This is a genomic window from Streptomyces sp. NPDC048277, assembly GCF_040652235.1.
In the GTDB taxonomy this organism is placed as follows: Bacteria; Actinomycetota; Actinomycetes; order Streptomycetales; family Streptomycetaceae; genus Streptomyces.
On the sequence record NZ_JBEZLQ010000046.1, the window covers coordinates 19,873 to 33,548 of the forward strand.

Annotated in this window: 4 protein-coding genes; 3 read left to right on the top strand and 1 reads right to left on the bottom strand. The window is 70.1% G+C overall.

The features are described 5' to 3' along the window. Nucleotides 1-327 precede the first annotated feature (327 nt). Nucleotides 328-1,119 carry a winged helix-turn-helix domain-containing protein gene (locus AB0D85_RS49675; RefSeq protein ID WP_362337411.1) on the top strand — a complete coding sequence of 264 codons (792 nt, stop codon included), beginning with the start codon at nt 328-330 and terminating at the stop codon, nt 1,117-1,119. A gap of 15 nt (nt 1,120-1,134) precedes the next feature. Here the strand turns inward: AB0D85_RS49675 and AB0D85_RS49680 are convergent, their stop codons facing one another. Continuing rightward, the gene (locus tag AB0D85_RS49680; RefSeq protein ID WP_362337431.1) at nt 1,135-2,211 is read right to left on the bottom strand and encodes a glycosyltransferase; all 1,077 of its coding nucleotides are present in this window, start codon (nt 2,209-2,211) and stop codon (nt 1,135-1,137) included. 279 nt (nt 2,212-2,490) lie between these two features. Here AB0D85_RS49680 and AB0D85_RS49685 point away from each other — a divergent pair, with 279 nt between their 5' ends. Both AB0D85_RS49685 and AB0D85_RS49690 read left to right on the top strand, forming a co-directional pair. Continuing rightward, nucleotides 2,491-4,008, top strand: coding sequence for a glycosyltransferase family 39 protein (locus AB0D85_RS49685; RefSeq protein ID WP_362337414.1), 1,518 nt, complete (start codon nt 2,491-2,493; stop codon nt 4,006-4,008). 98 nt (nt 4,009-4,106) lie between these two features. Then, nucleotides 4,107-13,670 (top strand): amino acid adenylation domain-containing protein, encoded by a 9,564-nt coding sequence (locus AB0D85_RS49690; protein WP_362337417.1) that lies wholly within the window; start codon nt 4,107-4,109, stop codon nt 13,668-13,670. Nucleotides 13,671-13,676 lie beyond the last annotated feature (6 nt).

The window sequence follows — 13,676 nt, forward strand, 5'->3', positions numbered from 1 at the left end:
GGTTGACCGGCCGGATGGCAGGGCTTACCGTTGGCCAGCGGTTCAACTGATGTGCCTGACTCCTAACATTTCATCCAACACGAGTGTAGGTGGTGGGGGTCTGTCGAGTCGGGCCGGCTGATTGCTGCGGGGGGCGAGGCTGTGCAAAGAATCCACTTCACGGGTGCTGACCTGGCGCGTGTCCGTCTACAGAGCGAGTTGTCGCCCCTTGTGGAAGGGGTCTTTGCTCTCGCGGTACTTCACGGGCCGCAGAGGAACGACACCTATGCCAGATGGCGCGTCGACTTACGGAACACGATCAGGGAGAGTGGTCGCCCCAGCGCCCGGATGGCGACGCGTTCCCCTGAGTTGCTTGACGATCTTCTGGCTCTGCTGAAACGTTCAAACACCGGACGGGTCCGGGTGGAGTTCACGGTGAAGCACGCTGAGGCCACCCAGGCCGCGCTAGACGCATGGAAGTTGGGGGTCTCTCCGTACTGGGAGCGGATCCGGGAGCGTTTGGAAGCCGTGTGCGACTCGCACGGGCGGCTGGCAGCTGTGGGAGGCGTGGAACGCCTCTTGTCCACGCTGCATCCCCGCATCATCTGGAATCCCCCGGTACTTGAGATCCATGACGGTCCCGACCAGGACATTGCCCTGAACGGACGGGGCCTGATCCTCAAGCCGTCGGTCTTCCTCCCCGCCAAGGCGGGGAGGATCGTCGAACTGGAAAAGCCCGCGTTGGTCTTCGCTGCTTCACAGAGCATCGTCAGCGGGTGGGACGAGGCTCCGGTGCCAGGATCGGCCCAGGATCACCGTTCTCTCGGTGCCCTCGTCGGGAACACCAGAGCCGCTGTGCTGCGAGCACTGATTGACACATCCACGACCTCGCAACTCGCCGCACGCCTGGGGATCTCACAGGGCACAGCGAGCCAACACGCGGCAGTGCTGAGGGAGTCGGGGCTCATCACGACTCGACGAGTGCGCACCAGCGCGTTGCATACGGTGACGCCCCTGGGCATGGCACTGCTCGCAGGCCAGTTGCGCACCTTCGCGGAGGGGAGCGAGCAGCCGGAGCTGGGCCGCCTGCCGTCACAGAGGCACGGCAGCCGCGCACGGGGAACCGCACGGCTGCCGTAGGCGAACCCGCATGTCTTACGAGTAGAGGAAGCGGTCCACGCAAAGGAACCGCAAGGCGAAGACCAGGGACAGCGCGATGGCTGTGGCCGGTACGGGGGTGAGGCCCATCCCGGCCACGAGGAGCACCATCAGCGGGATGCGGACCACCAGATCGGCGTTGGCCAGGGCGATGAAACTCAGCATCCTTGTGTGCGTGCGGAAGCGCTTGCGGTCGCGGTACAGCACCCTGTCGACGAACACGAAGTTCCAGAGCAGCCCAGCCTGGTTCGCGATGACCTCAGCGGCCGTGTAGTGGAGTCCGGTTCTGTGAGTCAGGACCCATAGAACCGCGAGGTTCGGCAGAAACCCTGACAGGCCGATCGCCCCGAAGGCGAGTGCACGAATGGGGGTACCGCTGGTGCGCAGGCGCAGGAGGTGCCGTAGGAATCGCAGCCCCTCCCGGATGGTTGACTTGGACTCGCCGGCGTGGCGTACGCCGAAGTCGTAGGCCATTTCGGCGGTGGCGCGGGGGCGGCAGCGCACGATCAGTTCCAGCAGGATCTTGTAGCCCAGCGGTCGCAGGGCCCCGGTGTGTCCGGCCCGGTCGACCAGGTGGCGGCGGATGGCGAAGTACCCGCTCATCGGGTCGCTGACCTCGCGCAGCAACTTCGGGAAGAGGCTCTTGGCCAGAGCGGTCGACGCCCCGGAGACCAGGACCCGGTACCTGTTGCCGAGGCCGCCGTGGCTGCCGCCGCCGGTGTAGCGGCTGGCGACCACGAGTTCCGCGCCGGTCCGCTCGCCCGTGGCGATCAGTTCGGGCAGCAGGGCGGGCGGATGCTGGAGATCCGCGTCCATCACCACGATCCACCGGGAGTCACTGCGGGCGATGCCCTCCATGACGGCGCCGCCCAGACCGCCTGCCGGAGTGGCCCGGTGATGCACGGAGACCTTGAACGGCAGACGCGTGGCCTCCTTCTCGATCACCTCGGGGGTGTCGTCGGTCGAATCGTCGACGAAGAGCACAGAGGTCTCCTCGCATGGCGGCACGGCCGTGGATATGCGGCGCAATAACTCGGTTATATTCGCGGCTTCGTTGAATGTCGGAATCACGATGGTGACCCCGCGCTCTGCGGTCGAGTTCGTTGCTCCCTCCGCCTCGGGGGCGTTGGGGTCAAGCCGGGACTCCGAAGATGGCGAACTGGCGGTCATCATTCCTCCCGGAGTTTGTTAGTCCTGTCGAGCCACGAGTTTCCGGGGGAGCGGTCGCACACGGCCTCCTGTTTCGCTGACAAGTCAAGTTGGTGGTGCCGTAAGGAGGCGGTCCCGAAGAATTTCCGGTGACCGTGCGACTTTCCAACCGGACCCATCGAGGGGGCCAGTGCCGTGTTGCCGATGACCGCCGAGCAACTGAGAACGCAGTCCAGGACTTCCCTGGCCGTACGGCTGCACCGACGTCCCGTGGGTGCCGTGGCGGTGGTGCTCGCCGTTGTCCTGCTCGCCTTCGCCAACGAGTACGGCTACCACCCGGACGAGATGTACTTCCGGATGCTGGGCGAACACGACCTGGAGTGGGGGTACGTGGACCAGCCTCCGCTGCTGCCGCTGCTCGTCCACGCCTGCACCCTTGTGTTCGGCGACAGCCTGTGGGCGATCCGGGTGCCGGGGGCTCTGTCGGCGGCCGCGATCGTGGTGCTGGGCGCGTCCATCGCGGCCGAACTCGGCGGTCGGCGCAGGGCGCAGGTGATGACGGCGTGCGGGCTCGCGACCTCGGCGATGGTGCTGGGCTTCGGGCACTGGATCCTTACCAGCACGATCGACACCGTCGCCTGGTGCGCCGTCCTGCTGTTCATGCTGCGGGCCGTGCTGCGAGGTGACGGACGCTGGTGGCTGGCCGCCGGAGCCACGATCGGCGTCGCTCTGTACGCGAAGTTCATCATCCTGCTGCTGCCGGTCAGCCTGCTGGCCGGACTGCTGCTGGTCGGGCCGCGGTCCGTGTTCCGTGATCGTCGGCTGTACCAGGGGATGGCGCTGGCCCTGGTCATCGGATCCCCGAACCTGATCTTCCAGATCGCCAACGACTTCCCCCAGCTGAAGATGGCGGAGGGGCTGGCGAAGGCGGACGGCTCGGTCAACCGCCAGGTGTTCTTCATAAACCTGGTCTTCCTGTTCGGCCCCGCCCAGGCCTTCTTCTGGGTCACCGGCCTCATCAAAGTCTTCCGGGAGCGGCGCTGGCGGAAGGTGCGGGCGCTGGGTGCCGGATACCTGGTGGCCACCGCCGCCGCGCTGATGATCGAGGGCGGGCGTTCGGACTACACGGGCGGCTTCCTGATGGGGCTGTTCGCCGCGGGGTGTGTCGTTGCCGAGCGCTGGACGGCGCACCGCAAAGGGAGGCTGGCCCTGGTGGCGGGCGGACTCGCGGTGGGCGGCGCGCTCCAGGTGGTGCTGGCCCTGCCTGTCGTGCCGGAACGCGACCTGTCCGACTTCCAGTACTTCTCCCTCTCCCTCGAGAGCGTCGGCTGGCCGCACGTTGTGGGCCAGATCACCGACGCCTACCAGGATCTGCCGGCGGCCGAGAAGGACCGGGCCGTCGTGCTGACGGACAACTTCGGCGAGGCCGGCGCGCTCGACAGGTTCGGCTCGCCCGCTCGGCTGCCGGCCGTCTACAGCGGGCACAACCAGCTCTACTGGTGGGGCCCGCCCCCGGAGTCGGCGGACGTCGTGGTGGCCGTGGGAATCGACCGCGCCCTGCTCGACCGTGAATTCAGGAGCTGCTCGGTCGTCGCCGAACTCGACAACGATCTCGGGGTGACCAACCCGGAGAAGGGCAAGAAAATCACCGTCTGCCGTGAGCCGCGCAGGCCTTGGGTGAAGATGTGGCCTGATTTCCGGCACTACAACGGATATATGTAACGGGCGGCCGGTCAACACTAGAAAAAGGGGCGGGAATTCTCGGCCCAGACGTCAGGTAATCGAGATCGGGTCATGCGGAAGGGTCGAGGGGAAAAACGATGTTTGACGGGGAAAACCGGCTGCTGGACGAGCTGTTCGCCGAGCAGGCGACCAAGACACCGGACGCGACGGCCGTCGTCTTCCAGGACAGGTCGCTCACCTACGCGGAGCTGGACGCTGGGTCGGACCGGCTCGCCCGCCTGCTGGCCAGCCGGGGCGCGGGGCCCGAGCGTCTGGTGGCACTCGTCCTGCCCCGCTCGGAGCGGATGGTTGTGGCGATCCTGGCGGTGCTCAAGACGGGCGCTGGCTATGTGCCAGTCGACCCGGAATATCCCGCCGAGCGCATCGGGTACGTGCTGGAGGACTCCCGTCCCGTCCTGGTCCTCACCGAGCGGGAGGTCGCGGAGCGGGTGTCCGGACCGGCCGAGGACACCCCGATGCTGCTCCTCGACGACCCGGACCTGCACCACCCGCCGACGGCGCCCGCCGAGGCACCGGGCCACGGCATCCGGTCGCCGCGGAACCCCGCGTACGTCATCTACACTTCCGGCTCCACCGGCCGCCCCAAGGGCGCGGTCATCCCGCACAGCAACGCCGTACGCCTGCTGAGCTCCACCGCCGCCTGGTACGAGTTCGGTGGGCATGATGTCTGGCCGCTCTTCCACTCCTTCGCCTTTGACGTGTCGGTGTGGGAGCTGTGGGGCGCCCTCTTGTACGGCGGCAGGCTCGTCGTGGTGCCGCAGGCTGTCACCCGGTCGCCCCGCGACTTCCTGCGACTGCTCGTGGACGAGCGGGTCACCGTGCTCAACCAGACCCCCTCGGCCTTCTACCAGCTGCTGGCTGCCGAACGCGAGGAACCGGAACTCGGCGGCAAGCTCGCCCTGCGTCGGATCGTGTTCGCCGGCGAGGCGCTCGACCTCGGCAGGCTCGGCGAGTGGTACGAGCGCCACGCGGACGACGCTCCGGTCCTGGTGAACATGTACGGGATCACCGAGACCACTGTGCACGCCTCTTACATCGCGCTCACCCGTGAACTCGCCGCGCAGGCCTCGGGCAGTGCGATAGGTATGGCCATTCCCGACCTCTCCTTCCATGTACTCGACGAGGGCCTGCGCCCGGTCGCTTCCGGTGAGCAGGGCGAGCTGTACGTCAGCGGCCCCGGACTGGCCCGCAACTACGCCAACCGCCCCGACCTGACCGCCGAGCGCTTCGTGGCCTGCCCGTTCGGGGAACCGGGGGAGCGGATGTACCGCTCAGGCGACCTCGTCCGCCGCACCGAAGACGGCGAGGGGCTGGAGTACGTGGGTCGGGCCGACGACCAGGTGAAGCTGCGCGGCTTCCGCGTCGAACTCGGCGAGATCGAGGCCGCGCTGACCCGCGAGCCCGCTATCGAGCAGGCCGCCGCCGTGGTGCGCGACGACCTGGCCGACGAACGACGCCTGGTGGTCTATCTGCTGCCCGCCCAGGGGAGGCGGGTGCCCGCGCCGTCCCGCCTGCGCGCGCTGCTGACCGCCCGCCTGCCGTCGTACATGATCCCCGCGGCCTTCGTCGTCCTGGACGCCTTCCCGCTCACCACGAACGGCAAGCTCGACCGCCGCTCCCTGCCCGCACCGACGCGCGAGGACAGCGTGGACGCCCAGCTCGTCGCCCCACGCACCGCACGGGAGCAGGCGCTGTCCGCCGTATGGGGCGAAGTACTCGGGCTGGACGAGATCGGGGTCAAGGACGACTTCTTCGCGCTCGGCGGCGACTCGCTGTCCGCGGTGCGGGTGCTGACGCGCGTCGCCGTGGCCACCGGGGTCGAGTTGCCCCCACGGGCACTCTTCGAGGCACCCACGGTCGAACTGCTCGCCGCCCGGCCCGAATTGGCCGGCGCCCCCGACGGCGACCCCGAGGCCGGGGCCATCCCCGCGGTGTGCGCGGGCGACGAGGCGCCCCTCTCCTTCACCCAGCGGCGGTTCTGGATCCACCATGCGTCCGACCCGGGCGAGGTGGAGTACAACGTCCACTCCGCCCTGCGGCTCCAGGGGCCGCTCGACACCGGGGCGCTGCGCACGGCGCTGCGTGAACTCGCCGTACGGCACGAGCCGTTGCGCACCACGTACGACGCGGCGAACGGACAACCCGTCGCCCGCATCGCCTCGGCCGCGGATGCTGACGTTCCGCTGACGCTCGCGGACCTGTCCGCACTCCCGCATGACGACCTCGTCCGGGAGCAGGAGCGGGTGCTGAGCACGGAGGCGGACCGGCCCTTCGACCTGGTCCAAGGACCGGTGTTCCGCGCCTTGTTGGTGCGCCGTGGTGAACGCGACCACGTTCTCGTGCTCGGCGTCCACCACATCGCCACCGATGGCTGGAGCGCCGAGCTGATCACGGACGAGCTGAGCGCCCTGTACTCGGCTGCCCGGCAGGGCACCGAGGGCGGCCTCGCCCCGCTGCCAGTGAGGTACGCGGACTACGCCGCCTGGCAGCGCGCCACCTTCGCCCCCGCCAGGCTCGCACCCCAGCTCGCCTACTGGCGCGGCCAGCTGGAGAACTCCGTACCGCTGGACCTGCCCACCGACCGGCCGCGCCCGGCCGTGCGTCACGGAGCCGGAGCGGCCTACCGGTGCACGTTCGACAGGCAGCTCACCGACGAGCTCAAGCAGCTGTCGTCGCAGGCTGGGACCACGCTGTTCATGACGCTGGTGGCTGCCTGCCAGCTGCTGCTGTCCCGGTACAGCGGCCAGCGGGACATCGTGGTGGGCACCGCCGTCTCCGGACGCGACCATCCCGCGTTGGAGAGCCTCGTCGGTTCCTTCATCAACACCCTGGCCCTGCGCACTGACGTGGACGGCGCCCTTCCCGCCACCGAACTCCTCGGCCGCGTCCGGGAGAGCGTGCTCGGCGCCTTCTCCCACCGCGAACTGCCCTTCGACCGGCTGGTGGAGGAACTGGCCCCGGACCGTGACCCCAGCCGCACCCCGCTCGTCCAGGCGATGGTGCTGCTCCAGAACGCGCCGGCCGCGCCGGATGGCTTCGGCGGGCTGCGCACCGAACGCGTTCCTCTGCCGCGCACCGCGTCGATCTTCGACCTCACCTTCGAGTTCACCGAACGGGCTGGGCAGCTCGACGTCATGGTCGAGTACGACACCGCGCTCTTCGACGAGTCGACGATCGCCCGCACGGTCGCTCATCTGCGCACGCTCGCCGCGGCGATGGCGGCCGACCCCGGCTGGCCCGTGGGCGATCTGCCCCTGCTCGACGCGGATGAGCGCCGTAGCGTGCTGCGGGAGTGGAACGACACGGCCGCCGTGCTGCCCACCGAACTGCCGGTCCACCGTCAGTTCGCGGAGCATGCCCGCCGCACGCCAGACGCCGTCGCAGTCTCCTCGGACCGCGCCACGCTCACCTACGCGGAACTCGACGAGCGCTCCGGCCGCCTCGCCCACCACCTCGCCCGGCTCGGCGTGGACCGCGGGGTGCCGGTGGTGCTGTGCCTGGGGCGCGACCCCGAGCTGCTCGTCGCGATGCTCGGCGTACTCAAGGCCGGCGGCGCCTACGTCCCGCTCGCCCCGGACGTGCCGGCCGGTCGGCTTCGGCACATCGTGGCCGAGACGGGGACGCCCGTCCTGCTCACCGGCGGGGATGTCGCCGCCCGGCTCGACGCGGAGGACGATCCGGTCGGAGCTCGGGTGATCGACCTGGGACGGGACTGGCCCGTGATAGCCGGGCAGCCCGCCGACGCGCCGTCCGCCGCCGTGGACCTGGACGACCCGGCCTACCTCGTCTACACCTCGGGCTCCACGGGGCGGCCCAAGGGCGTGGTGATCCCGCACCGGGCCCTCGTCGACTACTGCGCCTGGCAGATCCGTGCCTACGGCATCGGCTCCGAGGACCGGTCGGCCTCCGTCGTCGGCATCGGCTTCGACGTGGCGATCGCCGAGCTGTGGCCCTTCCTGTGTGTGGGCGGCCGTCTCGACCAGCCCTCCCAGGAGGTCCTCGACGATCCCGGCGCGCTGGTCGACTGGTACGTCCGCCGGGGTACCACCGTGACCTTCCTGCCCACGCCGCGCGTGGAGTCGGTCCTGGACGAGCCCGCCCTGTCGGACACCCGGCTGCGCCTGATGGTCGTCGCCGGTGACGTGCTCCGCCGTCGGCCACGACCGGGACTGCCGTTCACCATGGTCAACGGCTACGGCCCGTCCGAGGCGACCGTGCTCGCCACCACCTGCGTCGTCCCACCTCAGGAGGAGACGGCCGACACCGGCCTGCCCCCGATCGGCCGCCCTGTCGACAACCTCGCCGCCTACGTCCTGGACCCGCGCGGCAACCTCGTCCCGGCGGGCGTGCCCGGCGAGCTGCACCTTGCCGGGCTCGGGCTGGCCCAGGGCTACCACAACCGGCCCGACCTGACCGCGGAACGGTTCGTGGCCTGCCCGTTCGGCGAACCAGGCTCGCGCATGTACCGGACCGGCGACCTGGTACGCCGCCGTCCCGACGGGACGCTGGACTTCCTCGGCCGGATCGACAACCAGGTCAAGATCCGCGGTGTCCGCATCGAACTCGGCGAGATCGAGAGCCTGATCGCGGCCCGCGAGGAGGTCGCCGAGGTCCTGATGACCGCGCAGGAGACCGGGGCGGGATCCCGAAGGCTGGTGGCGTACATGGTCGCCGAGAAGGGGCACGAGATCGCCGCCGACCGGATGTCCGCCGCGCTCGCAGAGCAACTGCCCGCGGTGATGGTGCCCTCGGCGTTCGTAGTACTCGACCGGATGCCACTCACCCCCAACGGGAAGATCGACCGGCGCGCCCTGCCCGAGTCCGCCCCGGCCGAACCCCCCGACGCGTCCTATCGGGCACCCGGCACGGAGGTGGAACGGGTCCTGACCGACGTCTGGGCCGAGGTGCTCGGCACCGAACGGGTCGGACTCGACGACAACTTCTTCAGCCTCGGCGGCGACTCCATCCTCAGCCTCAGCGTCGTCGCCCGGGTCCGCCGTGCAGGCCTGCACCTCACCTCCAAGGACCTGTTCCGCCGGCAGACCATCGCCGAACTCGCCCCGCTCGTCCGCCGACTCGCCCGCGCCGACGACGCCGACGAGACCGGCCCCGCCCCCCTCACCCCCATCCAGCACTGGTTCCTCGACGTCCGCGACGGGTCGGAGCTCTTCCACCAGACGGTTACTGCCGACCTCGGTGAGGACATCGACGTACCGGCGCTGCGCGCCGCTCTGACAGCGTTACCGACTCAACACCCTGCCCTGCGCACGCGCTTCGCGCGGGCGGCCGACGGCGGGTGGGCCCAGCGGATCGTCGACGCCGAACACGGGGAGACTGTCCGCGTCGCCGCAAGTCCCGCGGCCGCGGGCGCGGATCTGGCCTGGCTGACCGGCGCGATGGACCTCGAAAGCGGGCCGCTCTTCCGTGCCGTCGTCGTCTCCGGGGAGGCCGGCCGGCCTCCCCGGCTGCACCTTGCCGCCCACCACCTGGTCGTGGACGGGGTGTCCTGGCGCATCCTGCTGGAGGACCTACGGACCGCCTACGGGCAGATCCGGGCCGGCGAGCCCATCCGCCTCGGCCCGCCCTCCAGCTCCGTGCCCCAGTGGTCCCGGCGACTCGACGCCCTGGTACGGGACGGTGGTTTCGCCGGTGAACTCAGTCACTGGGCCCAGGCGCTGGGCGGGGATGACCCGCATCTGCCCGTCGACAGCGACGGTCCGGACACGGTTGCCGGGACCCGCTCGGTCACAGTCCGGCTCGACGAGGAGACCACCAGGGCGCTGCTGACCGACGTGCCGGACGTCTACCTCACCGAGATCAACGACGTCCTGCTCACCGCGCTCGCCCGGACCCTGACCGACTGGACGGACCAGGACCGCGTGGTGCTCGCCGTGGAGGGCCACGGCCGCGAGGAACTCTTCGACGACCTTGACCTCAGCCGGACCGTCGGCTGGTTCACCTCCTACTTTCCCGTAGCCCTCACCGTCGCCCACCGCGACGGAGGCTGGGACGAACTGCTGAAGTCCGTCAAGTCCCAGCTGCGCCAGGTACCCGGACGCGGCATCGGCTACGGCGCGCTGCGCTACCTCGGCGCTGCCGGAGAACTCGCCGGGGACCCGCTGCCACAAGTGGCGTTCAACTACCTCGGTCAGTTCGACGGGCTGCTGCGCCGCACGGACGGCGACCCGCTCTACCGTGCCATATCGCCCATCGGGCTGGCTGAGGAGCCCTTGGCCCACCGTCTGCATGCCCTCGACATCGTGGGTCAAGTGGGTGGCGGCAGGCTGGAGTTCACCTGGTCCTACTCCGCGGGGCGGCACGACCAGCAGACCGTGGAGGCGCTCGCGTCCGCGTTCCTCGCCCATCTCGCCGCGATCGTTGAGCACTGTGCCCGGCGCGGCGCGGGTGGCCGGGTGCCGTCGGACTTCCCGCTCAGCGGCCTCGACCAGGCCGCGCTGGACCGCCTCGTGGGCGACGGCAGGTCGGTGCGCGACATCTACCCGCTCACCCCCATGCAGAGCGGGATGCTCTTCCACCACCTGATGGACACCGGGCACGGCGTCTACCTGGAGCAGACGACCTTCGACCTGGCCGGCGTCGACCGGCCCAAACTGCTCGCCGAGGCCTGGCAGCGAACAGCCGACGACACCGCCGTCCTGCGGACGTCCATCCGCTGGGACGGCCTGCCCGAACCTCTCCAGCTGGTGCACGACCGGGTGACGCTGCCGGTCACCTGCCTCGACTGGAGCGGTCTCGACGAGGATGCCCGGCGCCGCGCCCACGAGGAGTACCTCAGAGCTGACCGGGACCGCGGGATCGACCTCGGCGCCCCGCCGCTCTTCCGTGCCGCCGTGGCCGACCTGGGCGGCGGACACGTGCGCATGATCTGGACCTTCCACCACGCCCTGCTGGACGGCTGGAGCGTCATGCGGGTGGTGCACGACATGCTGAGTCACTACGCCGAACTGGCTGGAGAACGGGCGCCCGAGCGCCGGACGAGCCGGCCGTTCGGGGACTACGTGCGCTGGCTGAACGAGCAGGACACGGCCGCAGCCGAGGCGTACTGGCAGCGGCTGCTGGCCGGACACGAGGCACGCACCCCGTTGCCTTACGACCGTCCGCTTTCGACGGACGGCACGGCCCCCGTCGCCACGCACGACACATCCGCCGAACTACGGCTGAGGCTTACCCGACGGACGACGGAGAGCCTGTACGAGACCGCCCGCCGGGCCCGCGTCACGGTCAACACCCTGATCCAGGGCGCGTGGGCGCTGCTGCTGTCCCGCTGGAGTGGGGAGCGCGACGTAGTCTTCGGCGCCACGGTCGCCGGCCGCCCGGCCGAGCTGGAGGCCGCCGAGTCAATGGCCGGCCTGTTCATCAACACGCTGCCAGTGCGGGCGGACGTCGATGGCGACGCCCCGCTCGGGGACTGGCTGCGCCGCCTCCAGAACGAGCAGGCCGAGGCACGCCAGCACGAGCTGGCGCCGCTGCACCGCATGCGTGTCGGCGAGGGGCGCGCCGAACTCTTCGACAGCGTCGTGGTGTTCGAGAACTACCCGGTGGACCCGTCCTTGGACGACGGCCCGCGCATCGTCGGCGTCGAGTCGAGCAACAGCACCCACTATCCGCTCAACGCCGTCGTCTATGCCGAGGAACGGCTGTCGCTGCTGCTGCACTACGACACCGGGCTGTTCGACACCGCCACGATGGAGCGGATGAGTGGCCATCTGCGGATGCTGCTGGAGTCCGTCGCCGCCGGGCCCCTCGACCGGTGTGTGGCCGATCTGCCGCTGATCGGTGAGGACGAGTACCGCACCCTGGTGACGGACTGGGCCGTGGGACGCGGCGACCCCGTCGTGCCCCGCCGGGTCGAGGAGCTGATCGACCTGCACGCGCACCGGGCTCCCGACGCGCTCGCGATCATCCAAGGGGCGCGACGGGTGACCTATGGCGAACTGGAGCGCCGCACCAATCAGTTCGCGCACCACCTCACCGCTCTGGGGGTCGGCCCGGAGACCGTCGTGGGCCTGGCCGCCGAGCGGGGGATCGATGGCCTGGTCGGCCTGCTCGGCATCCTCAAGGCCGGCGGCACCTATCTGCCGCTGGACCCGGCCTTCCCCGAGGACCGGCTGCGCACGATGCTCGACGACACCCGCCCGCCCGTGCTGGTGACCCAGGCGCACCTTGCCGACCGGTTCGCGGACCGGGACACCACCCTGGTGTTGCTCGACGCCGACCGGTCCGCGATCGACGGATACCCCGTCGCCACCCCGGTCCGCTCCAGTCGGGGGCCCCTCGGCGAACTCGCCTACGTGATGTACACGTCGGGCTCCACCGGCCGCCCCAAGGGAGTGATGATCCAGCACCGGGGCCTGACCAACATCGCGCAGCAGTCGACCCGCGCTTTCCGCATCACCCCGGACAGCAGGGTCTTGCAGTTCTACACGATGAGTTTCGACGGCGGCGTGATGGAGGTCTTCATGACGCTAACGGCGGGCGCGGCCCTCGTCATCCCGGACGCCGACGCACAGCGCAGCCCGGCTGTGCTGGCCCGGCACCTGCGCGAAGACCGGGTCACCACAATGATGGTGCCGCCCGCGGTACTGCTGTCCCTGGACCCGGACGGCTTCCCGGAGCTCGCCGTGGTGGCCTCGGCGGGCGACGTGCTGCCACCGCAGACAGCGCGCCGGTGGAGCCGGGGCCGCACCCTGCTCAACGCCTACGGCCCGACGGAGATCAGCATCGCGGCCGCCTTCCACATCGTGGAGCCCGAGACGGTCGGCCGGACAGTGCCGATCGGGCCCCCGGTCGGCGGTTCCCACGCCCATGTCCTCGACGAGCGGCTGCGCCCGGTGCCCACCGGGGTGACGGGCGAGCTGTACATCGGCGGCACCGGGGTCGGCCGCGGCTACCTGGGTCGTCCGGACCTGACGGCGGAACGGTTCGTCGCCGACCCGTTCGGGTCGCCCGGGGCCCGGCTGTACCGTTCCGGCGACATGGTGCGGTGGACCGCGGACGGACTGCTGGAGTTCGCCGGTCGCGCCGACCATCAGGTCAAGATCCGTGGCTACCGGGTCGAGCTGGAAGAAGTCGAGAACGCCCTGCTGAAACTGGACGAGGTGGCCGAGGCCGTGGTCGTGGCCCGCGCCGAGGACGGCGGCACCAAGCGCCTGGTCGCCTATGTCGTCCCGGCCGACAAAAGGACCCGGCCGGACCTTACGGCACTGCGCGCCGCGCTCGCCGCGGAACTGCCCGCCTACATGGTGCCCTCGGCGCTCCTGGTGCTTGCGGAGCTGCCGCTGGGCGCCAGCGGAAAAGTGGATCGCAAGGGACTGCCCGCGCCCACCCGCGAGGACACCGTGTCCGCGGCCTATGTCGCCCCCCGCGATCCCACAGAGCAGGCTCTGGCCGACATCTGGGCGCAGGTGCTGCCGCCCGGCCGGATCGGCGTCCAGGACAGCTTCTTCGACCTCGGTGGCGACTCCATCGCGAGCCTGCGGCTGATGTCCCGTCTCGGCCACGCCTTCGGCGTCGAGATCTCGCCGCGGGACTTCTTCGACGCACCGACCATTGCCGCGCTCGCCGCGCTCCTCCAGCAGAAGATCCTCGCCGACCTGGAACAGGACGTCGCACACTCATGACCTCAG